At 61.7% G+C, this 23,273-nt stretch carries 24 protein-coding genes; 9 read left to right on the top strand and 15 right to left on the bottom strand.

The window, feature by feature from the left end; translation table 11 throughout:
- The first annotated feature begins 186 nt into the window (after positions 1-186).
- Positions 187-1,038 carry an SDR family oxidoreductase gene (locus tag L9B60_RS10940; RefSeq protein WP_249678508.1) on the top strand — a complete coding sequence of 284 codons (852 nt, stop codon included), beginning with the start codon at positions 187-189 and terminating at the stop codon, positions 1,036-1,038.
- A gap of 95 nt (positions 1,039-1,133) precedes the next feature.
- Here the strand turns inward: L9B60_RS10940 and L9B60_RS10935 are convergent, their stop codons facing one another.
- The 6 genes from L9B60_RS10935 to L9B60_RS10910 all read right to left on the bottom strand — a co-directional run bounded on the left by L9B60_RS10935 (position 1,134) and on the right by L9B60_RS10910 (position 6,439).
- Positions 1,134-1,874, bottom strand: a complete 741-nt coding sequence (locus L9B60_RS10935) for a hypothetical protein (RefSeq protein ID WP_249678507.1) — start codon at positions 1,872-1,874, stop codon at positions 1,134-1,136.
- A 55-nt stretch (positions 1,875-1,929) separates the two neighbouring features.
- The gene (locus L9B60_RS10930) at positions 1,930-2,310 is read right to left on the bottom strand and encodes a RidA family protein (RefSeq protein ID WP_249678506.1); all 381 of its coding nucleotides are present in this window, start codon (positions 2,308-2,310) and stop codon (positions 1,930-1,932) included.
- A 33-nt stretch (positions 2,311-2,343) separates the two neighbouring features.
- Entirely contained in the window at positions 2,344-4,452 is a 2,109-nt protein-coding gene (gene spoT, locus L9B60_RS10925; protein WP_249678505.1) for a bifunctional GTP diphosphokinase/guanosine-3',5'-bis pyrophosphate 3'-pyrophosphohydrolase, read from the bottom strand.
- A gap of 60 nt (positions 4,453-4,512) precedes the next feature.
- Positions 4,513-4,776, bottom strand: a complete 264-nt coding sequence (gene rpoZ / locus L9B60_RS10920) for a DNA-directed RNA polymerase subunit omega (RefSeq protein ID WP_002551500.1) — start codon at positions 4,774-4,776, stop codon at positions 4,513-4,515.
- A 166-nt stretch (positions 4,777-4,942) separates the two neighbouring features.
- Positions 4,943-5,563 carry a guanylate kinase gene (gene gmk / locus L9B60_RS10915; protein WP_249678504.1) on the bottom strand — a complete coding sequence of 207 codons (621 nt, stop codon included), beginning with the start codon at positions 5,561-5,563 and terminating at the stop codon, positions 4,943-4,945.
- 12 nt (positions 5,564-5,575) lie between these two features.
- Positions 5,576-6,439 carry a YicC/YloC family endoribonuclease gene (locus L9B60_RS10910; RefSeq protein ID WP_249678503.1) on the bottom strand — a complete coding sequence of 288 codons (864 nt, stop codon included), beginning with the start codon at positions 6,437-6,439 and terminating at the stop codon, positions 5,576-5,578.
- A gap of 206 nt (positions 6,440-6,645) precedes the next feature.
- On the opposite strand from L9B60_RS10910, the gene rph reads away from it, so the two are divergent.
- Positions 6,646-7,368, top strand: coding sequence for a ribonuclease PH (gene rph, locus L9B60_RS10905; protein ID WP_249678502.1), 723 nt, complete (start codon positions 6,646-6,648; stop codon positions 7,366-7,368).
- 83 nt (positions 7,369-7,451) lie between these two features.
- On the opposite strand, the gene crc is transcribed toward rph, so the two are convergent.
- Positions 7,452-8,231: a catabolite repression control protein Crc gene (gene crc, locus L9B60_RS10900; protein WP_249678501.1), complete on the bottom strand. Its 780-nt coding sequence runs from the start codon at positions 8,229-8,231 to the stop codon at positions 7,452-7,454.
- Between the two features lie 81 nt (positions 8,232-8,312).
- Here crc and pyrE point away from each other — a divergent pair, with 81 nt between their 5' ends.
- Positions 8,313-8,954 carry an orotate phosphoribosyltransferase gene (pyrE, locus tag L9B60_RS10895; protein ID WP_249678500.1) on the top strand — a complete coding sequence of 214 codons (642 nt, stop codon included), beginning with the start codon at positions 8,313-8,315 and terminating at the stop codon, positions 8,952-8,954.
- A gap of 3 nt (positions 8,955-8,957) precedes the next feature.
- Complete coding sequence (locus tag L9B60_RS10890; RefSeq protein ID WP_249678499.1) at positions 8,958-9,572, top strand: DUF4124 domain-containing protein; 615 nt, start codon at positions 8,958-8,960, stop codon at positions 9,570-9,572.
- Positions 9,573-9,634: 62 nt separating this feature from the next.
- Here the strand turns inward: L9B60_RS10890 and argB are convergent, their stop codons facing one another.
- The 4 genes from argB to coaBC all read right to left on the bottom strand — a co-directional run bounded on the left by argB (position 9,635) and on the right by coaBC (position 14,885).
- Complete coding sequence (gene argB, locus L9B60_RS10885) at positions 9,635-10,540, bottom strand: acetylglutamate kinase (protein ID WP_249678498.1); 906 nt, start codon at positions 10,538-10,540, stop codon at positions 9,635-9,637.
- 20 nt (positions 10,541-10,560) lie between these two features.
- The gene (gene algC / locus L9B60_RS10880; RefSeq protein WP_249679707.1) at positions 10,561-11,958 is read right to left on the bottom strand and encodes a phosphomannomutase/phosphoglucomutase; all 1,398 of its coding nucleotides are present in this window, start codon (positions 11,956-11,958) and stop codon (positions 10,561-10,563) included.
- 1,260 nt (positions 11,959-13,218) lie between these two features.
- Positions 13,219-13,674: a dUTP diphosphatase gene (gene dut, locus L9B60_RS10875; RefSeq protein WP_249678497.1), complete on the bottom strand. Its 456-nt coding sequence runs from the start codon at positions 13,672-13,674 to the stop codon at positions 13,219-13,221.
- 2 nt (positions 13,675-13,676) lie between these two features.
- The gene (gene coaBC, locus L9B60_RS10870; protein ID WP_249678496.1) at positions 13,677-14,885 is read right to left on the bottom strand and encodes a bifunctional phosphopantothenoylcysteine decarboxylase/phosphopantothenate--cysteine ligase CoaBC; all 1,209 of its coding nucleotides are present in this window, start codon (positions 14,883-14,885) and stop codon (positions 13,677-13,679) included.
- 134 nt (positions 14,886-15,019) lie between these two features.
- On the opposite strand from coaBC, the gene radC reads away from it, so the two are divergent.
- Positions 15,020-15,694, top strand: coding sequence for a RadC family protein (radC, locus tag L9B60_RS10865; RefSeq protein ID WP_249678491.1), 675 nt, complete (start codon positions 15,020-15,022; stop codon positions 15,692-15,694).
- A gap of 4 nt (positions 15,695-15,698) precedes the next feature.
- Here the strand turns inward: radC and L9B60_RS10860 are convergent, their stop codons facing one another.
- Entirely contained in the window at positions 15,699-17,288 is a 1,590-nt protein-coding gene (locus L9B60_RS10860; protein WP_249678489.1) for an ABC transporter substrate-binding protein, read from the bottom strand.
- Positions 17,289-17,661: 373 nt separating this feature from the next.
- On the opposite strand from L9B60_RS10860, the gene rpmB reads away from it, so the two are divergent.
- Entirely contained in the window at positions 17,662-17,898 is a 237-nt protein-coding gene (gene rpmB, locus L9B60_RS10855; RefSeq protein WP_249678487.1) for a 50S ribosomal protein L28, read from the top strand.
- An 11-nt stretch (positions 17,899-17,909) separates the two neighbouring features.
- Positions 17,910-18,065, top strand: coding sequence for a 50S ribosomal protein L33 (rpmG, locus tag L9B60_RS10850; RefSeq protein ID WP_007894709.1), 156 nt, complete (start codon positions 17,910-17,912; stop codon positions 18,063-18,065).
- Between the two features lie 70 nt (positions 18,066-18,135).
- Here rpmG and L9B60_RS10845 read toward each other — a convergent pair whose 3' ends face one another.
- A complete protein-coding gene (locus tag L9B60_RS10845; protein WP_249678486.1) occupies positions 18,136-18,339 on the bottom strand; it encodes a hypothetical protein in 204 nt (67 codons plus the stop codon).
- A gap of 81 nt (positions 18,340-18,420) precedes the next feature.
- Positions 18,421-18,783 (bottom strand): cupin domain-containing protein, encoded by a 363-nt coding sequence (locus L9B60_RS10840; RefSeq protein ID WP_249678485.1) that lies wholly within the window; start codon positions 18,781-18,783, stop codon positions 18,421-18,423.
- A gap of 200 nt (positions 18,784-18,983) precedes the next feature.
- Between L9B60_RS10840 and L9B60_RS10835 the strand changes: the two genes are divergently transcribed.
- Together L9B60_RS10835 and L9B60_RS10830 are read left to right on the top strand one after the other, a co-directional pair.
- Entirely contained in the window at positions 18,984-20,477 is a 1,494-nt protein-coding gene (locus L9B60_RS10835) for an aldehyde dehydrogenase (RefSeq protein WP_249678484.1), read from the top strand.
- 106 nt (positions 20,478-20,583) lie between these two features.
- The gene (locus L9B60_RS10830) at positions 20,584-21,720 is read left to right on the top strand and encodes an MFS transporter (protein WP_249678482.1); all 1,137 of its coding nucleotides are present in this window, start codon (positions 20,584-20,586) and stop codon (positions 21,718-21,720) included.
- On the opposite strand, the gene L9B60_RS10825 is transcribed toward L9B60_RS10830, so the two are convergent.
- Positions 21,717-23,264 carry a phospholipase D family protein gene (locus L9B60_RS10825; protein WP_249678480.1) on the bottom strand — a complete coding sequence of 516 codons (1,548 nt, stop codon included), beginning with the start codon at positions 23,262-23,264 and terminating at the stop codon, positions 21,717-21,719. The genes L9B60_RS10830 and L9B60_RS10825 overlap by 4 nt on opposite strands.
- Positions 23,265-23,273 lie beyond the last annotated feature (9 nt).

Raw genomic sequence — 23,273 nt, 5'->3', positions numbered from 1 at the left:
GGCCGGACCTGAACGAAGAGAATGAGGTGGTTGTTCTGCCAAGCCTCGCGGGGCCGAGAACAAAATGGTCGGCCATTATTGCAAGTAATTCTTGTTAACAAAAGCGTTACGACTGTTTTTCTGTCTTCCCTACCTGTTGCCAGACGAGCTGGAACAGGTCGAAATCCATGATCAAGGAGCTGCACGATGTCCGCGCCCACCGTTGTAATCGCCGGTTGCGGTGATGTTGGAAGCCGCCTGGCGCGCCAGTTGCTGGCCGCCCAGTGGCAGGTCTATGGACTGCGCCGCGACGCCTCGAAGTTGCCCGAGGGGGTGATCGGTATCCCGGGTGATCTGTTTTCGCGCGACGCACCGGACACCTGGCCGATCGATGCGGTGGATTACCTGGTGTACTGCGTTGCCGCCAGCCAGCACGACGAGGCCGGCTATCGCGCCGCCTACGTCGAGGGCGTGAAGCACGTGCTGGAGTGGCTGGACGATTTTGGCCAGGCACCTGAGCGGGTCATTTTCGTGTCCAGCAGCAGTGTCTATGAGCAGCAGGGCGGGGAATGGGTGGATGAGCAATCGCCTACCCAGCCTGCGGGCTTTTCCGGGCGGTTGATGCTGGAGGCCGAGCAGGTGGTGCGCGGCTGTGGTTTCCCCGCCACCGTGGTGCGCCTGACCGGGATCTACGGGCCAGGGCGCGAACGCCTGCTGACTCAGGTTCGGCAGGGGTATCGGGTGGCCGAGGAGCCGCCTTTATACGGTAACCGCATCCACAGCGACGATGCGGCCGGTTTGTTGGCTTTTCTGTTGCAGGCAGATGCGCGCGGTGAGCCTGTTGGCGATTGCTACATCGGCGTGGATGACAGCCCGGCGCCACTGGCCGAGGTGGTGGCCTGGCTGCGCGAGCATCTTGGGGTCAGCGATTGGTCGGAGGTTGAAAGCGTGCGCCGCACCGGCAGCAAGCGCTGTAGCAACGCCAAGGCACGGGCTTTGGGCTGGGCGCCGCAATACCCCAGCTACCGCGAAGGTTACGGGGCTATCCTCGGCGCTTGACCATTGTGTAGGAGCCTTTGCGAAAAGAGCGCCGCGATCCATGAGGTATCACGCGGCGCGGCCTTCGCGGATGAATCCGCTCCTACAGAAAAGGCCTATTGCTTGACCAGCTCCCATTGCTGCGCACCTGGCGACAGCGTGGGCATTTCGTCGGCGTGGGCATTGTTCACGGCCTGGAAGATATCCAGCTTCTTGCCCTTGCGGGTAAAGACCCATGAGTTGCCTTGGCCGGCCTGTTGCAGCCAAATCGTGTCATTGCCGCCGCTCATCGAAGCGCAATCACCCGCTAGGCACAACGCATAGCGGTCAGCGCCAGGCAAGCCCTGTACCGAGCCGTCGCTCTGGAATTGCACGGTGCTGCCTTCGCCGGGCCCGCTGGCAATTTTCCAGCTGCCGCCCAGGTAGCTGCCGTACAGCGCGCGCTCGAAGTTGGCACCCAGCGGGGCGCCTTCCGGGGCTGGGTCCTTGGCTTGCTCGAAGGTCTGGTCTGGCTCGTTCTCGGTCGCGGCCTGATGCAACGAGCGGCCGTCACGGCGCAGTTCGCTGGCGGAGCTACCGTAGAAGTCGACCTTCCAGGTGCCAGACTGGTCATCCACCAGTTTGCCTTCGACATTTTCAAAACCATTGGTATAGCGAGCCTGGCCGGCCTTGGTGTTCACGTCCCATTCCAGGTTCGGGCCATTGGCTTGCAGTGCTTCGCGCAGGGAGCCACCTTTGGATGCGGCGTCGATGGCCGCCTGGTTGATCCAGGTGCCGCCGATGTCCCGGTCTGCAGGGTTGCTGGCACAGCCACCGAGAATCGCCGCGAGCAAGGAGAAAGCTAGCGCTTTACGCATGAAGTAGTCCTTTGAGTACGAAATCGGCGCAACCTGGGCGGTCGCGCCGGGCGAATCACTCGATGACGAGGATCGCGTCCATTTCAACTTGTGCACCCTTGGGCAGGGCGGCCACGCCGATGGCGGCGCGGGCAGGGTATGGCTGTTCGAAGTAACGGCCCATCACTTCGTTGACCTTGGCGAAGTGGCTCAGGTCGGTCAGGAAGATGTTCAGCTTGACGATGTCCTTGAACGAGCCGCCAGCGGCTTCTGCCACCGACTTCAGGTTTTCGAAAACCTGAACGGTCTGGGCTTCGAAGCCTTCCACCAGTTCCATGGTTTTTGGATCGAGCGGGATCTGACCGGACATGTAGACGGTATTGCCAGCTTTGATGGCCTGCGAGTAGGTACCGATGGCAGCAGGGGCTTTGTCGCTGGTGATAACTGTCTTGGTCATGAAGGACTCCTTGGAATTGAGGGGCAAAAACCTTTAGGCGCGCATTCGGGTGATACGGATGACGCCGGTCAAGGCGCGCAGTTTCTTGATCACGCGCGCCAGGTGCACGCGGTCGTGCACGCTGACGACCAGTTGGACCACGCTGATGCGGCCATCGCGCTCGTCCATGCTGATCTTCTCGATGTTGCCGTCGGCCGCGTTGACGCTACTGGCCAGCAGGGCAATCAGGCCGCGCTGGTGTTCAAGCTCCACGCGCAGCTCGACGTTGAATTCGCCGGTGACATCCTTGGCCCAGGACAACTGGATGCATTTTTCCGGGTTGTGGCGGATTTCGCTGATGTTGCGGCAGTTTTCCAGGTGCACAACCATGCCCTTGCCGGCCGACAGGTGCCCGACAATCGGGTCGCCCGGGATCGGCGTGCAGCATTTGGCGAAGCTCAGTACCAGGCCTTCGGTGCCGCGGATTGCCAGCGGGCCCTCCGGGCTTGGCAGTTGCTCGCCTTCGCTGGCCAGCAGGCGCCGCGCCACCACGTATGCCATGCGGTTGCCCAGGCCAATGTCTTCGAGCAGATCTTCGATGACTTCCAGGCGGTATTCGGTGAGCATCGCCTGCACGCGCTCGACCGGAATGCGCTCCAGCGCGCTATCGAAACCATTGAGTACCTTGTTCAGCAGGCGTTCGCCCAGGCTGATGGACTCGGAGCGACGCTGCAGCTTGAGTGCATGGCGGATATGTGTGCGCGCCTTGCCGGTGACCACGAAGTTGAGCCAGGCCGGATTGGGTCGGGCCCCCGGTGCGCTGACGATCTCTACCGTGGAGCCGCTTTGCAGCGGTTCGGACAGCGGCGCCAGGCGACGGTTGATGCGGCAGGCAATGCAGCTGTTACCCACGTCGGTATGCACCGCGTAGGCGAAGTCGACCGCGGTGGAGCCTTTGGGCAGCTCCATGATGCGGCCTTTGGGCGTGAATACGTAGACCTCGTCCGGGAACAGGTCGATCTTCACGCTTTCGATGAATTCCAGCGAGTTGCCGGCACGTTGCTGCATCTCCAGCACGCCCTTGACCCATTGGCGCGCGCGGGCGTGGGTGCCCTTGGGTTGCTCGTCGTCGCTGGACTTGTACAGCCAATGGGCGGCGATGCCGTTGTTGGCCATCTCTTCCATTTCACGGGTGCGGATCTGGATCTCGATCGGTACGCCGTGCATGCCGAACAACGTGGTATGCAGCGATTGGTAGCCGTTGGCTTTGGGGATCGCGATGTAGTCCTTGAAGCGGCCGGGCAACGGCTTGTACAAATTATGTACGGCGCCGAGTACGCGGTAGCAGGTATCGACCTTGTCGACCACGATGCGGAACGCGTACACATCCATGATTTCGTTGAAGGCGCGGCGCTTGCCGCGCATCTTCTTGTAGATGCCATAGATGTGCTTTTGCCGTCCGCTGACATCGCCCTCGATGCCGTCCACGGCCAGGCAATGGCTCAGGGACTGCTCGATCTTGTTGACGATTTCCTTGCGGTTGCCGCGCGCGCGCTTGACCGCCTGGAGGATGCGCGCCGAGCGCATCGGGTACATGGCCTTGAAACCCAGGTCTTCGAATTCGACGCGCACGTTGTGCATGCCCAGCCGGTTGGCGATGGGGGCGTAGATTTCCAGGGTTTCCTTGGCGATGCGCCGGCGCTTTTCGCCGGACAGGACTTCCAGGGTGCGCATGTTGTGCAGGCGGTCGGCCAGCTTGACCAAGATCACGCGAATATCGCGGGCCATGGCCATGGCCATCTTCTGGAAGTTTTCGGCCTGGGCCTCGGCCTTGGTCTCGAAGTTCATCTGGGTCAGCTTGCTGACACCATCGACCAATTCGGCCACGGTTTCGCCAAACTGCGCGCAGAGCGCCTCTTTGGCTATGCCGGTGTCTTCGATCACGTCATGCAGCATGGCCGCCATCAGGCTCTGATGGTCCATGTGCATGTCGGCAAGAATATTCGCCACTGCCAGCGGGTGCGTGACATAGGGCTCGCCGCTGCGCCGGCGTTGGCCGTCGTGGGCTTGTTCTGCGTAGAAATACGCTCGGCGGACCAGGTTGACCTGGTCATGGCCGAGGTAGGCCGACAAGCGATCGGCGAGGGCGTCTATGCTCGGCAAAGGATGACCTCCTGCCGATTGCGTTTGCCCTGCGCCGTACTACGTCGACCAGGCATAGGCTTAGACGGCCTCGTTGGACTCGTCCTCGAACGCTGCGAACAGCGGCTCGTCTTCGACGATTTCAGCTTCTGCGATGACAGCGTAATCCATCAGGCCAGCAGCGATTTCGCGCAGTGCCATAACGGTAGGCTTGTCGTTTTCCCATGCCAGCTTCGGCTCTTTGCCGCCGGTAGCCAGTTGACGGGCACGCTTGGTAGACAGCATGACCAGCTCAAAGCGGTTATCCACGTGTTCTAGACAGTCTTCAACGGTTACGCGGGCCATGGTCTTCCTCGTAGCAAAATGCAGTATGCGCGCCGCCCGGATGGGCGAGCGGACTCGATAGTTTAAAAAATCACCAGCGTTTAGGGAAGCGCTGTTTTTGCAACAACGCTGCCAGCCCCTGCGCAGACACCTCTAAGGTACTTGATCGCAGCGCGGAAAGCTTCATTCACGCCAGTAATTGGCTCAGCAATTCAGTAAAACGCTGTTGCTGAGGCTTTTGCAGCAGGCGGTTGGCGCGGAAAATCGCCTTCAGGTCTTCCAGTGCCGAGGCGAAGTCATCGTTGATCACCAGGAAATCATATTCCACGTAGTGGCTCATTTCGCTGACGGCTTCGCGCATGCGCCCCTCGATGATCTCGTCGCTGTCCTGGCCACGGTTGGTCAGGCGCTGGCGCAAGGCCTGTTGGGTCGGCGGCAGAATGAAGATCGAACGGGCCTCGGGCATCAATTTGCGCACTTGCTCGGCGCCCTGCCAGTCGATTTCCAGGATCAGGTCGTGGCCTTCGTCCAGGGTTTGTTGCAGGGTGCTTTGCGAGGTGCCATAGAGGTTGCCGAACACTTCGGCCTGCTCCAGGAAATCGCCATGCTCGATCATGCGCACGAATTCGGCACGGTCGACGAAGTGGTAGTTCACCCCGTTGACTTCGCCCGGGCGCATGGCGCGGGTGGTGTGCGAAACCGAGACGCGAATGCTCGGCTGTGCGTCGATCAGGGCCTTTACCAGGCTGGTCTTGCCTGCGCCCGAAGGGGCGGAGACGATATAAAGGGTGCCGGTGCTGTGGGTCATTTCGGGGTTGCCTTACTCAATATTCTGCACTTGTTCACGCATCTGCTCGATCAACACCTTGAGGTTGACCGCAGCCTGGGTGCTGCGCGGGTCGAAGGCCTTGGAGCCTAGTGTATTCGCTTCTCGGTTGAGTTCCTGCATCAGGAAGTCCAGGCGCCGGCCTGCCGCGCCGCCGGCCTTGAGCACGCGTCGCACTTCGGTGACGTGGGTGCTGAGGCGGTCGAGTTCTTCGGCGACATCGCTTTTTTGCGCCAGCAACACCAATTCTTGCTCCAGGCGCTGGGGGTCGAGTTCGGCCTGCATGTCGGCGAAGCGGTCGAGGATTTTCTGCCGTTGGGTGGCCAGCATGTGCGGCACCATGGTGCGCAGCATCGCCACTTCGGTGGTCATGGCGTCCAGGCGGTCGTTGATCAGTTTGGCCAGCTCCATGCCTTCGCGGTCACGGCCGGCCTTGAGTTCGTTGAGTGCTTCGGCAAACAGCGAGGTGGCTTCCAGGTTCAACGCCTGCGGGTCGGCGGCGTCGGCTACCAGTACGCCGGGCCAGGCCAGTACTTCCAGTGGGTTGAGGGCCGCTGGTTGCTTGATCAGGCTGGCCACGGTCTCGGCGGCGGCCACCAGTTGCGCGGCACGCTCGCGGTCGACCTGCAGCGGTTTGCCGGTGCTTTCTTCGTTGAAACGCAGGGTGCACTCGACCTTGCCGCGCGAAATGCCCTGGCGCAGGGCCTCGCGCACGGCGCCTTCGAGGTCGCGGAACGCCTCGGGCAAACGCAGGTGCGGTTCAAGGTAGCGGTGGTTTACCGAGCGCAGCTCCCAACTGAGGGTACCCAGGGCAACGGCCCGCTCGACGCGGGCGAAGGCAGTCATGCTATGCACCATGGTGAGTACCTCGCAGTAGGGGTTGAAAGCCGGATGGCTGCAAAGGCGCAGGATTGTAGCGCAACCAGGCCACCACGCCCAATGTGGCGATGTCTCGGAATGTTGACCGTTTGGCCGAAACATCCGGCGATGGCCTGCCCGCACGCCGGCGGCTTCTGCTGCTACAATGCTCGGCAGTTTTATGTCCTCCAGTACAGGTATCCCAGATGAAACGTCCAAGTGGTCGCGCTGCCGATCAGCTCCGCTCGATCCGCATCACCCGCAACTACACCAAGCATGCCGAGGGGTCTGTACTGGTCGAGTTCGGTGACACCAAGGTCATTTGCACGGTCAGCGTCGAAAACGGCGTGCCGCGCTTCCTCAAAGGCCAGGGCCAAGGTTGGTTGACCGCCGAATACGGCATGCTGCCGCGCGCTACCGGCGAGCGTAACCAGCGTGAAGCCAGCCGTGGCAAGCAAGGCGGCCGTACCCTGGAAATCCAGCGCTTGATCGGTCGCTCGCTGCGCGCAGCCCTGGACATGTCCAAGCTGGGCGACGTTACCCTGTACGTCGATTGCGACGTGATCCAGGCTGACGGCGGCACCCGCACCGCGTCCATTACCGGCGCGATGGTGGCCTTGGTCGACGCTTTGAAAGTGATCAAGAAACGTGGCGGCCTGAAAGGTGGCGACCCGCTCAAGCACATGATCAGCGCTGTGTCGGTGGGCATGTACCAGGGCGAGCCGGTACTGGACCTGGACTACCTGGAAGACTCGGCCGCCGAGACCGACCTGAACGTGGTGATGACCAGCGCCGGTGGTTTCATCGAGGTGCAGGGCACCGCCGAGGGCGCGCCGTTCCAGCCTGCAGAGCTGAACGCCATGCTGGCGTTGGCACAGAAGGGCATGACCGATCTGTTTGAGCTGCAAACGGCGGCGTTGGCTGACTAAAGCTTTCGCGGATAAAACCGCTCCTACCGGGGCGGGCACAAAAAAGCCGACCACCAGGGTCGGCTTTTTTGCGTCTTGACCTTTTAGATGGTCAAGGTCCAGTCATAGTCCACGATCAGTGGCGCATGCTGGGAGAACCGCGGCTGGCGCGGCAGGCGCGCGCTGCGAACGAAGCGGCGCAGGCCTGGGGTCAGCAGCTGATAGTCGAACCGCCAGCCCAGGTTGAGCATCTCGGCCTGCTCGTTGTCGGGCCACCAGCTGTACTGGTCGCCTTCACGGCTGACTTCGCGCAAGGCATCGACATAGCCCATGTTGCCAACGATCTCGTCCATCCAGGCGCGTTCCGGCGCCAGGAAGCCTGGAGACTGCTGGCTGTCGCGCCAGTTCTTGATGTCCAGCTTTTGCTGGGCGACGTACAGCGAGCCGCAGTAGATGTATTCGCGACGCTTGCGGCGCTGCTTGTCCAAGTACTTGGCGAAGTCGTCCATCAACTTGAATTTCTGATTCAAGTCTTCATCGCCGTTCTGCCCCGAGGGGAGCAGCAAGGTGGCGATGCTCAATTTGTCGAAATCTGCTTGCAGGTAGCGCCCGTAGCGGTCGGCTGTCTCGAAGCCGAGGCCGCTGATTACCGCCTTGGGTTGCAAGCGCGAGTAAAGTGCCACGCCACCTTGGGCGGGAACTTCGGCATCGCATGCATAAAGGAAGTAGCCATCCAATTGGAAGGCTGGGTCGTCCAGTTCAAAGGCGGAGGCACGAGTATCCTGCAGGCAGATGACGTCGGCATTCTGTGCTTGCAGCCAACTGAGGAGACCTCGTTCGACTGCCGCATGAATACCATTAACGTTCACACTGATGATCCGCATAAATGGCCCCAAAAATCTCGTGCGTGTATGATACCCGAGCTCTACCTAATTAGCTAAATCCGTGGTAATCGGGACTTTTTCATGCACGCCTATCAGCGCGACTTCATTCGTTTTGCCATCGACCGCGGCGTTCTGCGTTTCGGTGAATTCACCCTGAAATCCGGGCGCACCAGTCCTTATTTCTTCAATGCCGGCCTGTTCAGCAGCGGTGCCGCCCTGGCCCAGTTGGGCAAGTACTACGCGGCAGCCGTGGTCGAGAGCGGCATCGCCTTCGACGTGCTGTTTGGCCCAGCCTACAAGGGCATCCCCTTGGCGGCAGCCACTGCTGTGGCCTTGGCCGAGCACCATGGCATCGATATCCCTTGGTGTTTCAACCGCAAGGAGGCCAAGGATCACGGTGAAGGCGGCAGCCTGGTAGGTGCGCCACTGACCGGCGATATCCTGATCATCGACGACGTAATCACCGCAGGCACGGCGATTCGCGAAGTGATGCAGATCATCACTGCCCAGAACGCCAAGGCGGCGGGCGTGCTGATCGCCTTGAATCGCCAGGAACGTGGCAACGGCGAGCTGTCGGCCATCCAGGAAGTGGAGCGCGACTTCGCCATTCCTGTGGTCAGCATCGTTTCGCTGGACCAGGTGCTGGAGTTCCTGGCCGATGACGCCTCGCTCAAGCAGCACCTCCCGGCCGTTCAGGCTTACCGCGCCCAGTACGGTATCTGATGCATGCGTAAAGGCTGGCGGCTGCTGTGGTTGACGTGGGGGTGCCTGGCATCCTTGCCGTCGATGGCTGCCGACACGCCTGGTTTCGTGCTGTATCGCTATATCGACAGCCGTGGCGTCACCGTGCTCGACCGCCAAGGCGTGCCGCCCGATGTGGTCGCCAAGGGTTACCAGGTACTCAACCAGCAGGGGCGGGTCATCCAGACCGTGCCCCCGGCGCCGAGTGCCGATGAGGTGCGCGCGCAGATCAAGGCGCGCGACCAGGCGATAGCCGATGCCCAGTTGTTGCGCCAATACTCAAGCCTTGATGACCTGGACCGGGCCCGTGCGCGCAAGTTGGCCGAGGTCGACGGCATGATTGCCGTGGCCAACGGCAACCTGCAAACCTTGCAGGCACAGCAGGATGCCGTGCAGGCTCAGGCTGCCGACCAGGAGCGTAACGGCCGGCAAGTGCCTCAGGTACTGTTGGACCAGGTGGCCAGGTTGCGTGAAGAGCGTGCCCGAGTGATGGCAAAAATTGCCGATTGCCAAGCCTCCCGGCCGCAGGTCGAGCAGGCGTTCGCCGAGGATCGCGCACGGTTGGCGCAAGTATTGAGCAGGCCACCAGGCGCGGATTGATCGGCGAAAAAAAACGCCGCGGTGCAGGTCATGCAGCGCGGCGTTTTTTTGATCAGCCGTAATCAGTGACGCTTGCGATTGCTGATCATGGTGCCCATGCCGATATCGGTGAAGATCTCCAGCAATACGGCGTTGGGTACGCGGCCGTCGATGATGTGCGAGCTGTTGACGCCGCCTTGCACCGCCTCCAGCGCACAACGAATCTTGGGCAGCATGCCGCCGTAGATGGTGCCGTCGGCGATCAGGCCGTTGACCTGCTCGGTGTTCAAGCCGGTCAGTACTTCGCCTTCCTTGTTCATCAGGCCGGAGATATTGGTCAGCAGGATCAATTTCTCGGCCTTCAGGGCCTCGGCCACTTTACCGGCAACCAGATCGGCGTTGATGTTGTAGGACTCGCCTTCAGGGCCCACGCCAATTGGCGCGATCACCGGGATGAAATCGCCCTTCACCAGCATGTTAAGCAGGTCGGTGTTAACCCCGACCACTTCGCCCACGTGGCCGATGTCGATGATTTCCGGCTTGGTCATTTCCGGCGTCTGGCGGGATACCGTCAGCTTTTTCGCGCGGATCAGTTCCGCGTCCTTGCCGGTCAGGCCGATGGCGCTGCCGCCATGGCGGTTGATCAGGTTGACGATGTCCTTGTTTACCTGGCCGCCGAGCACCATTTCAACCACGTCCATGGTCGCCGCATCGGTCACGCGCATGCCATCGATGAAGTGGCTTTCGATGGACAGGCGCTTGAGCAGATCACCAATCTGTGGGCCGCCGCCGTGCACGACCACCGGGTTGATGCCCACGGCCTTCATCAGCACGATGTCGCGAGCGAAGCCGGTTTTCAGCTCTTCGCTCTCCATAGCGTTGCCGCCGTATTTGATCACCAGCGTCTTGCCGACAAAGCGGCGGATGTAAGGCAGCGCTTCGGACAAAACCTTGGCGGTGTTGGTGGCGGCATCGCGTTCGAGGGTCATGCAGGGCTCCAGTGGAACAATCAGAACGGTAGTTGGAGGTCAGGGGCAACGGCTTTGAGCTGGGCGCGGAACACTTCCTGGATGCGTTCGAGCTCGGCCTGATCGTCGGCTTCGAAACGCAGTACCAGCACAGGGGTCGTGTTGGAGGCGCGAACCAGGCCCCAACCCTTGGGGTAGTCGACCCGCACACCGTCGATGGTGGTCAGGTTGGCTTCGCCCCACTGTGCGTCGCTTTGCAGCGCGTCAATGATGCTGAATTTATTCTCGTCGGTCACATGTATATTGATTTCCGGCGTAGAAATATCATTCGGGAAGGCGTCGAACAGCTCTTCGGCGGTGGTTTTCTCTTGGCTGAGGATCTCCAGCAGGCGTGCGGCGCTGTAGATGCCGTCATCAAAGCCGAACCAGCGCTCCTTGAAGAAGATGTGCCCGCTCATTTCACCGGCCAGCAGCGCGCCGCTGACTTTCATCTGTTTTTTGATCAGCGAGTGGCCGGTTTTCCACATCACCGGGCGGCCACCGTAGCTGGTGATCAGCGGGGTGAGGCGGCGGGTGCATTTGACGTCGAAGATGATGTCGGCGCCAGGGTTGCGCGACACCACGTCCTTGGCAAACAACATCAGCAGGCGGTCCGGGAACACGATGGTGCCCTTATTGGTCACCACGCCGACGCGGTCGCCGTCGCCATCGAAGGCCAGGCCCAGGTCGGCATTGGTTTCCTTGACCTTGGCAATCAGGTCGACCAGGTTTTCAGGCTTGCCCGGATCCGGGTGGTGGTTGGGGAAGTTGCCGTCCACGTCGCAGAACAGCGGGATCACTTCGCAGCCCAGGGCCTCGATCAGTTGCGGTGCAATCACGCCGGCGGCGCCGTTGCCGCAGTCCACCACCACCTTGAGCTTCTTGGCCAGCACGATATCGTCGCGGATCTGCTTGAAGTAGCGGTCCAGGATCTCGACCTTCTCGATGCTGCCCTTGCCGCTGCTCAGGTCGTTGGTTTTCAGGCGGTCATGCAGGGCCTGGATCTGCTCGTTGGCGAGGGTGTCGCCGGCGATCACGATCTTGAAACCGTTGTAGTCAGGCGGGTTGTGGCTACCAGTGAGCATGACACCGGATTTGCCAGCCAGCACATTGGCGGCGTAGTACAGCGCCGGGGTCGGTACCAGGCCCACGTCGCTGACCTGGCAGCCACTGTCGGCCAGGCCTTGGATCAATTGCTGTACCAGCATCGGGCCAGACAGGCGGCCGTCGCGACCAACCGATACGTTCGGCTCGCCCTGGGCCAGGCTTTGTGTGCCAATGGCACGGCCGATCCAGTAGGCAGTCTCGGCCGTCAGGTCTTTGCCGACCACGCCACGGATGTCGTATGCACGGAAGATGCTGTCAGGGAATTTGGGTGCCACTTGCGCTGGGCTATTCATAGCTGGGTGGTGCTCCGTTCTCAGGAATTCCTGGTCTTCATCGAGTATGTCGATATCGAGAATATCGGTGTCTTGAAACAGCGGGCTTGCCCGGTGCTCAGGGGTAATGCTGGCCTGGGCCGCCGCCGGATCATCGCCGGGCAGTGGCCCTGGCGTGGTATCGGCTGCGGGCTTGATGGCAGTGGCCGGCGCACCCCGCAGCGACAGTTTGGCCAAGGCTTGAGCCAGGACATTAAGCTCTGGCAGGCTCAAACTGAAGGCTTTGACGGCTTTTCCGCCAGAGAGTTCTTGAATCAACTGGGTCAACTGTCGGACGTCGCCGGCGATCTGCCCGTGCAGGCGTCGCGAGGCCTGGGTGATGGCAACCCAGGCGGCGCCCATGATCACCAGTATCGCCAGCAGCCAAAGGACTGCGCCGGCCCACGGTAGCGGCGCCTGGTAGGCCTGGCCAGGGGTAAACGCCAGGCTGAGGTTGGGCGTGCCTGCCGAGAAGGTCAAGGCTGGCCAGTTGGCCCCGATGCCTTGTTGGTACAGGACCTGCGCCGGCCCATCGTTGAACTGCTGTTGCAGGGAGATTGCGCCCGCTTCCGGGGGCAGGCTGGCGAGTGCTGACGTCAGCCGGTGCAGGTCGTAAGTGACCAGCAAGGTCCCGATGGCGGGCGAGCCAACGGGGACCACATTGTAGAGCAGCCACTGGTCGGCGACTTTCAAGGCTTCAATGGGCGGGTTCTTGCCCGATTCGGCCTGGCGAATCATGTCCAAGGCGGAAAAATTCAAGGGTGCGAGGCGGCTGTTGTCCAGTTCGGCCTGGCCACTGGGGGTGAGCTTGGCATCTACAACGCCTGGGCCAAAGCGCAGTGCCTGTTCGGCCCGCTGGATTTGCCCGGGGTCTTGGCTGCGCAAGGCCTGCAGCACCTCGGGGGTGCGTGCCGCAGCGTTGGTTTGCTCGGCCAACTGCGCAAGGTTGCGCTGCAGTTCGCTGGCCTGGCCCTGAGCGAGCGCCCGGGCCAATTGCAGGCGTTGGGCTTGGGCGGAGGGGCCGGGCAGGCCCAGCCACACCAATGCCGCTGCCACCAGCACGGCGACCGCGACCACCATCAGCCCGGGCCTGAGGGCCTGGGTTTCAGCGGTTTCGGCCTGCTTTTGGGCACCGTCGCTTCGGGTAAAGGCTTTCAAATAACGTCCTCGCGGTGTTCATCCTGAAGTGCAAAGCGTCGTTCCAGCCGTAAGGGCCGATGCAAACGGGTGTATCCAGCGTAGTCAATGACTGCCGGAGTGGCCGAAACCGCCTGCACCGCGTTGGCTTTCGTCGAACGTCTCGACCAGCTCGAAATGGGCTTGCACCACCGGTACCAGCACCAATTGCGCAATGCGCTCGCCTACCGCGATGTTGAACGCGTTTTGGCCACGGTTCCAGCAGGACACCATCAGTTCACCCTGGTAATCCGAGTCGATCAAGCCGACCAGGTTGCCCAGCACGATGCCGTGTTTGTGGCCCAGGCCGGAGCGCGGCAGGATCATTGCCGCCAAGCCAGGGTCGCCAATGTATATCGACAGGCCGGTAGGAATCAGTAGGGTCTGGCCCGGCTCCAGCACGGTGTCTTGCTTGAGCATGGCGCGCAGGTCGAGGCCGGCGGAGCCAGGCGTGGCGTATTGCGGCAGTGGGAATTCATTGCCGATGCGAGGGTCGAGAATCTTGGCTTGCAAAGCGTGCATGGTTAAACCTGGTCGAGCCGTTGGGCGATAAAAGTGATCAGCTGGCGGGCAATCTTGCCTTTGCTGGTCTGGGCGAAGAGAGTCACGTTCAACTCCCGGTCAATCACGCTGCAGGCATTTTCTTCGCTGTTGAAGCCAATGCTGGGATTGGCCACGTCGTTGGCGACGATCATGTCGAGGTTCTTGCTCTTCAGTTTGCGTGCAGCGTAGTCGAGCAAATGCTCGGTCTCGGCGGCAAAACCCACGCTGAACGGGCGGTCCGGACGAGTGGCGATGGTCGCCAGGATGTCCGGGTTGCGCACCATCTGCAGCAGCAGGCCGTCGCCGGTGGTAGGGTCTTTCTTGAGTTTTTGCGGGGCCACGACTTCCGGGCGGTAGTCGGCGACCGCAGCCGAAGCGATGAACACGTCACAGGGGATCGCCGCCTCGCAGGCGGCGAGCATGTCACGGGCGCTGACCACGTCGATGCGGTTGACGCGATCCGGGGTGGGCAAGTGCACGGGGCCGGTAATCAGGGTTACGCGGGCACCGGCTTCCACCGCCGCTTCGGCCAGGGCGAAGCCCATCTTGCCGGAGCTGTGGTTGGTGATGTAGCGCACCGGGTCGATGTTTTCCTGGGTAGGGCCTGCGGTAATCACCACGTGCTTACCGGTCAGCGCCTGGCGCTGGAAGCAATCGGCGGCGCACTGCGCAAGCTCGGTGGCTTCGAGCATGCGGCCCAGGCCGACGTCGCCGCACGCCTGGCTCCCGGAAGCGGGGCCGAACACGCGAAAGTCGCGGCTTTGCAGCACTTGCAGGTTGGCCTGGGTGGCCGGGTCACGCCACATGGCCTGGTTCATTGCCGGGGCCAGGGCCACGGTGGCGTCGGTGGCCAGTACCAGGGTGGTCAGCAGGTCGTTGGCAAGGCCTTGGGCCAGGCGCGCGATCAAGTCGGCCGTGGCGGGCGCGATCAGCACCAGGTCGGCCCACTTGGCCAGCTCGATATGGCCCATCGCGGCCTCGGCAGCCGGGTCCAGCAGGTCCAGGTGCACGGGGTGGCCGGACAGTGCCTGCAGGGTCAGCGGCGTGATGAACTCGCTGCCACCACGGGTCATGACCACGCGCACTTCGGCGCCCTGGTCGATAAGTCGGCGAACCAGCTCGGCGCTTTTGTAGGCGGCAATGCCGCCGCCCACGCCCAGAACGATGCGTTTCCGATACAGCCGCTGCATAGGTCTGCCTTTAGATCCAATGATTACGCGACGGCGACGGCGCCTCCCCGGGCCAGATCGCCGCGCAAAAAAGATGGGCTAAGATAGCACAGCGCTCGCTATGGAACAGCGAGGCAAACAGGCAGGGAAATGCGATGAGTATTCGAGACTGGCCCGCGGCGGAGCGTCCGCGGGAGAAGCTGTTGGCGTGGGGGGCGAGCGTTCTTTCGGACGCCGAGTTGCTGGCGATCTTCCTGCGCACCGGCGTGCAGGGGAAAAGCGCCGTGGACCTTGCCAGACACCTGCTGCATCAATTCGGCAGCCTGCGCGCTTTACTTGAATCCGACCAGCAAACGTTCAGTGCAGAGTTGGGTTTGGGCCCGGCGAAATTTGCGCAGTTACAAGCCGTCATGGAAATGGGCCGCCGGCACCTGGCCGAGCGCATGCAGGGCGAATCCGCCCTGGAAAGCCCGGAGGCCGTGCGCTCCTACCTGAAGTCCATGTTGCGCCACGAAGATCACGAAGTGTTCGGCTGCCTGTTTCTGGATTCCAAGCATCGTCCGCTGGGCTTCGAAGCGCTGTTCAGGGGGTCGATCGACAGTGCCGCGATCTATCCACGCCAAGTGATCAAGCGTGCCTTGGCCAACAACGCGGCGGCGCTGATCCTGGCCCACAACCATCCATCAGGGCACAACGAACCCAGCCAGGCCGACTTCGTGCTGACCAAGCGCCTCAAGGAGGCGCTGGCCTACGTGGATGTGCGGGTGCTGGACCATTTCATCATCGGAGAGGGTGACCCATTGTCGATGAAGGAGTATGGCTGGGGGTAATGCCCTATTTCCCGACCGTCACCTTCGAGAAGTCCTGGCGGCCAAAGGGGCTGGCCTCGTAGCCATTGACGGTGCTGCGGGTCAATACCGCAGCGCTGGGGTGCGCCAGCGGCAGCCACAGGGCCTGTTCCTGGATCTGCTGCTGGGCTTGGTGGTAAAGCTTGCTGCGCTCGGCCTGGTCGCTCTTGGCCTTGCCTGCGCTGATCAACTGATCCAGGCCTTTGTCGCAATAGCGGGCGAAGTTAGTACCTGACTGCACGGCGGCGCAGGAAAACTGCGGGGTGAGGAAGTTGTCCGGGTCGCCGTTGTCGCCGGCCCAGCCCATGAACAGCAAGTCATGTTCGCCGGCTTTGGCGCGGCGGATCAATTCGCCCCATTCGATGACGCGGATCTGGGCCTTGATGCCAACCTTGGCCAGGTCCGCTTGCAGCATCTGCGCGCCCAGGCTGGGGTTGGGGTTCAGCAGGCTGCCGGACGGGCGCGTCCAGATGGTGGTGCTGAAACCATCCTTGAGGCCGGCCTTGGCCAGCAGTTGGCGGGCTTTTTCCGGGTCATGGGCGTAGCCGGGCAGGTCCTTGGCGTAGCTCCAGGTATTGGGTGGGTAAACGCCATTGGCCGCGACCGCCGTGCCCTCGAACACGGCCTTGAGGTAGCTCTGCTTGTCGAATGCCAGGTTGATGGCCTGGCGCACTTCAGGCTTGTCCAGCGGTGGGTGCTGGCTATTGAGGGCGACAAAGGCGGTCATGAACGCCGGCGTCTTGACCACCTTCAGGTCAGGGTCCTGGCTGGCGGTGCCGATGTCCAAGGGTTTGGGCGACAGAGCGATCTGGCATTCGTTGCGGCGCAGCTTCTGCAGGCGCACGTTGGCGTCAGTGGTGATCGCGAAAATCAGTGGGTCGACTGCGGGCTTGCCGCCAAAGTAGTCCGGGTTGGCCTTGTAGCGCACCACGGCATCTTTCTGGAACCGGCTGAAAATGAACGGCCCGGTGCCGATCGGCTGGCTGTTGAGTTTTTCCTGGGCGCCTTGCTTGAGCAGTTGGTCGGCGTACTCGGCCGAATAGATCGAGGCGAAACCCATGCTCAGGGTGGCCAGGAACGTCGAGTCGGCATGGTTCAGGGTAAAGCGCACGGTCAACGGGTCGGGAGCGTCGATCTTTTTGATCAGGCTGGGCAGTTGCATCGACTGGGCATGGGGGAAGCCGCTTTGGGCCACTTTGTGCCAAGGATTGGCCGGGTCAAGCATGCGCTCGAAGCTGAACACCACGTCCTGCGCGTTCAGCTCGCGCGTGGGCTTGAAATAGTCGGTCTGGTGGAATTTGACCCCCGGGTGCAGCTTGAACTGGTACGTCAGGCCGTCGGCCGAAATGTCCCAGCTGTCTGCAAGGCTGGCAATGACTTTGCCTTTGCCTGCGTCAAAATCGACCAGCCGGTTCATCAGCACGTCGGCCGAGGCGTTGGTGGTGGTCAGCGAGTTGTACTGCACCACGTCGAAGCCCTCGGGGCTGGCTTCGGTGCACACCGTCAGCGCCGCGGCATGGGCCAGCACGGGGCTGAGCAGGGGGGCGAACAAGAGTGGTAGAATCGCAAGACGCATGGGGAAATTCCTTGGCTTATCGATGGCCCATCTGCCTGTGCAGTCTGGAAAAGTTCTACCCTAGAGATCTCTTGGGCAAATGACTATCCAATTTTTTCATAATCGAGCGACGAGCGGTTGGCAGCCAACGCGCCCAGCAGGGGCGGCATATACGGCGCCAGAGCGGTTGTTCGAGACGATTCAAAGCGCAGTGAGTGTTGTTGCAAGCCAGTCTTTCTGGTATAAAGCAGCGCTCTTTTCTAGGGGCCCGGTCCTTTGCCATTGTGCGAGGCTGGTAAGACCCCTGAAGAAACGCGGCGCCTGGCGCCAAATGACTGAGAGATAAGCGGCCAACCCATGCCGGGTTGGGCATGTGGTTTTAGAGGGCTGAGGCATGTCGAGAGTATGTCAAGTTACCGGTAAGGGTCCGGTGACTGGGAATAACATTTCCCACGCAAACAACAAAACCCGTCGTCGTTTCCTGCCGAACCTGCAGCATCACCGCTTCTGGGTCGAGTCCGAGAAGCGTTTCGTGCGTCTGCGCGTATCTGCCAAAGGCATGCGTATCATCGACAAGCGTGGCATTGATGTCGTGCTGGCCGAAATTCGCCTTGCTGGCGCTAAGGTCTAAGGGAGCTAATCATGCGTGAATTGATTCGTTTGATTTCGAGTGCCGGTACTGGTCATTTCTACACTACCGACAAGAACAAGCGCACTACTCCGGACAAAATCGAGATCAAGAAATTTGATCCGGTTGTTCGTAAGCACGTGATCTACAAAGAAGGCAAAATCAAGTAATTGATTTCGCCCGATGAAAAAAGGCCCGTATCTCACGATACGGGCCTTTTTTTATGCTTTGCGAGCTACATCAGCCGAAATGGAACGACACGATAGTGCCGGCGGCATCCGCTGCGATGTGAATGCGCGTGGTGTCGTATTCCTTGGTCGACATTTCGTTGGGGCCGACAATGCGCGGGCGCTGGGTCAGCTCACTGATGTAGCTTTTGATGCTGGGCACATAGCGGCTGCCGATCAGGTGGCCGAGTGCGGCTAATGCTTCGTCATTGGTCATCAGGGGCTTCCTTGTAATCGATTGAGTCCTTGTGGACGCCCGCATCATGTTTGCTTCGCTCTGTGCCCGTGCAGAGGGTAATTAATCCTTCTGTTCGAAGATCACATAGATCTTGCGGCAGGCTTGCAGCACCTCCCACGTGCCACGAAAGCCGGCTGGGATGACGAAGCGATCACCCACCCGCAGTGTCTTGGCGTTGCCGTCCTGGTCACGCAGCACAGACACGCCCTGCAGGATCTCGCAGTATTCGTGCTCCGTGTAGTTGACCGTCCACTGGCCGACAGCACCTTCCCAAACGCCAGCGTTCATCTGGCCGCACGGGCTTTCGAAGTGGTTGAACACCGCTTGCTCGGGATCGCCCTTGAGCACTTTTTCGGCAGCTGGGCGGTAGCGCTCTGCGGCCGTGGTGGCTTGGCCAAAGTCGACGATGGTTTCGATACTCACAGGATTTCCCCCTTTGTTGTTTAATAAAACGAACATGAGTAGGCTTTTGGCGCGCTTGTGTCAATTATATTGAAAAGATTAGTGCCGGTGGTTTAGGGTGGTGGGTGCTATCGGCGGCTATGCTGCCAAGCGGGAATTTTTTGCAGGCGTGCGCGAATCCGTCGCGGGCGCTCCCAACCCAATAACAGGAGGGGATTCGTATGACCACTTTGACTCGTGCCGACTGGGAAAAGCGTGCCCAGGAACTGAAGATCGAAGGCCGTGCATTCATCAACGGCGAATACACCGCCGCTGTCTCGAATGCCACCTTCGAGTGCATCAGCCCGGTCGACGGCCGCCTCCTGGCGAACATTGCCAGTTGCGACGAAGCCGACGCCAAGCGTGCCGTGGAAAACGCCCGCGCCACGTTCAATTCCGGCGTGTGGTCGCGCATGGCTCCGGCCAAACGCAAGTCCACCATGATTCGCTTCGCAGGTTTGCTCAAGCAGAACGCCCAAGAGCTGGCGCTGCTGGAAACCCTGGACATGGGCAAGCCGATCAGCGACTCGCTGGGCATCGACGTGCCTGGCGCAGCCAACGCGCTGAGCTGGAGCGGCGAGGCGATCGACAAGATTTACGACGAAGTTGCCGCCACCCCCCACGACCAACTGGGCCTGGTGACGCGTGAGCCAGTGGGTGTGGTCGGCGCCATCGTGCCGTGGAACTTCCCGCTGATGATGGCCTGCTGGAAGCTCGGCCCGGCGCTGTCGACCGGTAACTCGGTGATCCTTAAGCCGTCTGAAAAATCGCCGTTGACGGCCATCCGCATCGCCCAACTGGCGGTCGAGGCCGGCATTCCGAAAGGCGTGCTGAACGTGCTGCCAGGTTATGGCCACACCGTGGGCAAGGCCCTGGCCCTGCACATGGACGTTGATACCCTGGTGTTTACCGGCTCCACCAAGATCGCCAAGCAGTTGATGATCTATTCCGGTGAGTCGAACATGAAGCGCGTGTGGCTGGAAGCCGGCGGCAAAAGCCCGAACATCGTCTTCGCCGATGCGCCGAACCTGCAGGCGGCGGCAGAATCGGCAGCCAGCGCCATTGCCTTCAACCAAGGTGAAGTCTGCACCGCAGGCTCGCGCCTGTTGGTGGAGCGTTCGATCAAGGACACATTCCTGCCGCTGGTGCTCGAGGCCCTGAAGGCCTGGAAACCAGGTAACCCGCTGGACCCGGAAACCACCGTGGGCGCCCTGGTGGATACCCAGCAGATGAACACCGTGCTGTCCTACATCGAGGCGGGCCACAGCGATGGCGCCAAGTTGCTGGTAGGTGGCAAGCGCATCCTGCAGGAAACCGGCGGCACCTACGTGGAGCCGACGATTTTCGATGGCGTGAACAACGCCATGAAGATCGCCCAGGAAGAAATCTTTGGCCCGGTGCTGTCGGTCATCACCTTCGACACCGTCGAAGAGGCGATCAACATTGCCAACGATACGCCGTACGGCTTGGCCGCTGCGGTATGGACTGCCGACCTGTCCAAGGGGCACCTCACCGCCAAGGCACTGCGTGCCGGCAGCGTGTGGGTCAACCAGTACGACGGCGGGGACATGACTGCACCGTTCGGCGGCTTCAAGCAGTCGGGTAACGGCCGCGACAAGTCGCTGCACGCGTTCGACAAGTACACCGAGCTCAAGGCTACCTGGATCAAGTTGTAAGGTTCAGCCGTTCGCGGCCCGTCAACGGGGCCGCCTGCACAGCCGGGCTTTCCTACCCAGGAAGCCCGGCTGTGTCGTCTCTGCAATTACCCACAGGAGCGTGGTCATGCGTTGGGGTACGTATTTCGCTGTGCTGAGCGCCGTATTGAGCGTAGGCCTGGCGTTGGGCGTGAGTATGCCGTTGGTGTCGTTGCGGCTTGAAACCTGGGGCTACGGCCCGTTTGCGATCGGTGTCATGGCATCGATGCCTGCCATCGGCGTGCTGTTGGGCGCCAGCCTGTCCAGCCGCCTGGCGGCCTATTTCGGCACTCCCGGCTTGATGCGCCTGTGCCTGTGGGGCGGGGCGCTGTCCATTGGTTTGCTCGCGCTGTTGCCCAGCTACCCGGTATGGCTGGCCTTGCGCCTGTTGATCGGCATGGTGCTGACCATCGTGTTCATCCTCGGCGAAAGCTGGATCAACCAGATCGTCGTGGAGCAGTGGCGTGGGCGCTTGGTGGCGCTGTATGGCAGCAGCTATGCGCTGAGCCAGCTGTGCGGCCCATTGTTGCTGGGCGCCTTGGGCACCGACAGCGATTTTGGTTTCTGGTTTGGCGGCGCCTTGCTGGTTTTTGCGCCGTTGTTGCTGCTGGGCCGAAGTGGCGCGCCCAGTACCGAATCGTGCAGCGTGACCCTGCGTGACCTGGCCGGCTTTTGCTACAGGCTGCCGGTCATTGCCTGGGCCATTGCCCTGTTCGCGGCCTTCGAGGCGATGATTTTGACACTGCTGCCGGTGTACTGCCTGCAGCAGGGCTTCAGTTCGCAGGTCGCGTTGTACATGGTCAGCACGGTGGTAGTGGGCGATGCCTTGCTGCAGTTGCCGATCGGCGCAATGGCCGATCGCATGTCGCGGCGCACGCTGTTTTCCGGCTGCGCAGTGACGCTGATGCTGTCCAGCCTGGCGATCCCGCTGTTGCTCGATACACCGCTGATCTGGCCGCTTTGGGTGCTGTTTGGCGCCAGCGCGGGGGGCTTGTTTACCTTGTCGCTGGTGTTGATTGGCGAGCGTTACCGTGATGACGCGCTGGTGCGGGCCAATGCCCATGTCGCGCAGCTGTGGGGGATCGGTTGCCTGATCGGGCCGTTGGTGGCCGGCGCCGGTAGCCAGTGGGTCAGCGGCCACGCCCTGCCGTTGCTGATGGCAGCGGGTGCCTTTGGCCTGGTGTTGCTGGCCCGGCGGCCGCAATCGCTGGAGCTGCCGGCCTAGAGCATTTTCTCCAGGCCCACGGCGCTGCTCATCCAGGCATTGAAGCGGCGCCACCAGTCGCCTGGCTCGGTGTGCAGGGTGTGCAGGTGGTGGTTGTCTTCGGTCACCCAGACCACTTTGCCCTGCTCCAGGCGGGCGTGGTAGCTGAGCGCGGGCGACATGCCCTGCAACGCCAGCGCGCGAACGTGCTCGGCCAGCTCCGGGCTGTCGACCAGCACGCCGACCTCGGTGTTCCACAAGACCGAGCGGGGGTCGAAGTTGAACGAGCCAATAAAGGCTTTCTTGCGGTCGAAGATTATCGCCTTGCTATGCAGGCTTGAGTCCGAGGCGCCGGTAAAGCGGATCTTGCTGCGATCGCCGGGTTGGCGGCGCAGCTCGTACACTTGCACACCGTGCTCCAGCAGGGCTTTGCGGTAAGGGGCGTAGCCGCCATGCACGGCAGGCACGTCGGTGGCTTCCAGCGAGTTGGTCAGCAGCGTGACCGACACGCCTGAATCGGCCAGCCCGGTCAGGTAGACCAGGCCTGGCTCGCGGGGCACGAAGTAGGCTGAAACCAGCATGAGCTCACTCTTTACGTTCTCAAGGTCGGGCTTGAGCTGCGTGGTTAGCAACAGGCTTGGGTCGGGTTCGTCGTTGGACAGGACCTTGCTGGGCGCATCCCACAATACTTGGCTGTAGGCCCAGATCAGTTCATTGCGCCAGATATCCATGCGTGGGGCGTCGCGATAGCGCATCAGGCGCTCGTACAGCGCCGGATGCTGTTGATGGGCGTCGGCGAGCCAGGCGTGCAGGCGCGCACGGGTCTTGACCAGGTCCTGGGGCGTGCGCTGGTGGTAGAGGAACTCACCGATCGACCGGCTCAGCGCACTGTTCCAGTATTGGTCGAAGCTTTTGCCCAACTGCTCGGCGGCGGGCCCTGCACTGAGCATGTCGATGTCAGTGAAGTTGAGGTTGGGCTCGGCGTCGAAGTATTCATCACCCAGGTTGCGGCCGCCGACGATAGCCATGCTGTTGTCGGCGATCCACAGTTTGTTGTGCATGCGCCGGTGTTGTTGCGACAGGTTGAACAGCCGCCCCATGGCACGGGTTACCCCGGTGGCGCGGCCCAGGTGCAGGGGGTTGAACAGGCGGATGTGAATATTGGGGTGCTGGGCCAGCGTGGCGATGACTTCGTCGAGGCCATCGCTGGTGGTGTCGTCGAGCAGGATGCGCACGCGCACGCCACGGTCGGCGGCCTTGAGCAATTCGTCCACCAACGCGCGGGTGCTGAGCCCGTCGTGCACGATGTAGTACTGCAAATCGAGGCTGGTTTGGGCGTTACGAATCAGCTCGGCGCGGGCGCTGAATGCCTCCACGCTGTTGGACAGCAGGCGAAAGCCCGAGCGGCCCTGATGGCTGGCGGCCTGGGCCTGCACCGAGCGGCCGAATGCCGACTCACTGGCGGGCAGGGCGTCGCTGGGGTGGCGCGGGCCATTGGTGCTTGCGCAGCCGCCGAGGCCAAGCCCCAGCGCTAGCAGGAAAGGCAGGAGCCATGAAATTCGCAACGTCGCTCC

This window comes from Pseudomonas abieticivorans (assembly GCF_023509015.1).
Lineage (GTDB): Bacteria > Pseudomonadota > Gammaproteobacteria > Pseudomonadales > Pseudomonadaceae > Aquipseudomonas > Aquipseudomonas abieticivorans.
Note: the sequence above shows the minus strand (reverse complement) of the source record. Positions and strands in the feature narration are given on the sequence as shown.

What these genes read in the sequence shown, in the direction of transcription:
- L9B60_RS10940 (WP_249678508.1), top strand. Translation starts at nt 187, where the DNA reads ATGTCCGCGCCCACCGTTGTAATCGCCGGTTGCGGTGATGTTGGAAGC.
- L9B60_RS10935 (WP_249678507.1), bottom strand. Translation starts at nt 1,874, where the DNA reads ATGCGTAAAGCGCTAGCTTTCTCCTTGCTCGCGGCGATTCTCGGTGGC.
- L9B60_RS10930 (WP_249678506.1), bottom strand. Translation starts at nt 2,310, where the DNA reads ATGACCAAGACAGTTATCACCAGCGACAAAGCCCCTGCTGCCATCGGT.
- rpoZ (WP_002551500.1), bottom strand. Translation starts at nt 4,776, where the DNA reads ATGGCCCGCGTAACCGTTGAAGACTGTCTAGAACACGTGGATAACCGC.
- gmk (WP_249678504.1), bottom strand. Translation starts at nt 5,563, where the DNA reads ATGACCCACAGCACCGGCACCCTTTATATCGTCTCCGCCCCTTCGGGC.
- L9B60_RS10910 (WP_249678503.1), bottom strand. Translation starts at nt 6,439, where the DNA reads ATGGTGCATAGCATGACTGCCTTCGCCCGCGTCGAGCGGGCCGTTGCC.
- rph (WP_249678502.1), top strand. Translation starts at nt 6,646, where the DNA reads ATGAAACGTCCAAGTGGTCGCGCTGCCGATCAGCTCCGCTCGATCCGC.
- crc (WP_249678501.1), bottom strand. Translation starts at nt 8,231, where the DNA reads ATGCGGATCATCAGTGTGAACGTTAATGGTATTCATGCGGCAGTCGAA.
- pyrE (WP_249678500.1), top strand. Translation starts at nt 8,313, where the DNA reads ATGCACGCCTATCAGCGCGACTTCATTCGTTTTGCCATCGACCGCGGC.
- L9B60_RS10890 (WP_249678499.1), top strand. Translation starts at nt 8,958, where the DNA reads ATGCGTAAAGGCTGGCGGCTGCTGTGGTTGACGTGGGGGTGCCTGGCA.
- argB (WP_249678498.1), bottom strand. Translation starts at nt 10,540, where the DNA reads ATGACCCTCGAACGCGATGCCGCCACCAACACCGCCAAGGTTTTGTCC.
- algC (WP_249679707.1), bottom strand. Translation starts at nt 11,958, where the DNA reads ATGAATAGCCCAGCGCAAGTGGCACCCAAATTCCCTGACAGCATCTTC.
- dut (WP_249678497.1), bottom strand. Translation starts at nt 13,674, where the DNA reads ATGCACGCTTTGCAAGCCAAGATTCTCGACCCTCGCATCGGCAATGAA.
- coaBC (WP_249678496.1), bottom strand. Translation starts at nt 14,885, where the DNA reads ATGCAGCGGCTGTATCGGAAACGCATCGTTCTGGGCGTGGGCGGCGGC.
- radC (WP_249678491.1), top strand. Translation starts at nt 15,020, where the DNA reads ATGAGTATTCGAGACTGGCCCGCGGCGGAGCGTCCGCGGGAGAAGCTG.
- L9B60_RS10860 (WP_249678489.1), bottom strand. Translation starts at nt 17,288, where the DNA reads ATGCGTCTTGCGATTCTACCACTCTTGTTCGCCCCCCTGCTCAGCCCC.
- rpmB (WP_249678487.1), top strand. Translation starts at nt 17,662, where the DNA reads ATGTCGAGAGTATGTCAAGTTACCGGTAAGGGTCCGGTGACTGGGAAT.
- rpmG (WP_007894709.1), top strand. Translation starts at nt 17,910, where the DNA reads ATGCGTGAATTGATTCGTTTGATTTCGAGTGCCGGTACTGGTCATTTC.
- L9B60_RS10845 (WP_249678486.1), bottom strand. Translation starts at nt 18,339, where the DNA reads ATGACCAATGACGAAGCATTAGCCGCACTCGGCCACCTGATCGGCAGC.
- L9B60_RS10835 (WP_249678484.1), top strand. Translation starts at nt 18,984, where the DNA reads ATGACCACTTTGACTCGTGCCGACTGGGAAAAGCGTGCCCAGGAACTG.
- L9B60_RS10830 (WP_249678482.1), top strand. Translation starts at nt 20,584, where the DNA reads ATGCGTTGGGGTACGTATTTCGCTGTGCTGAGCGCCGTATTGAGCGTA.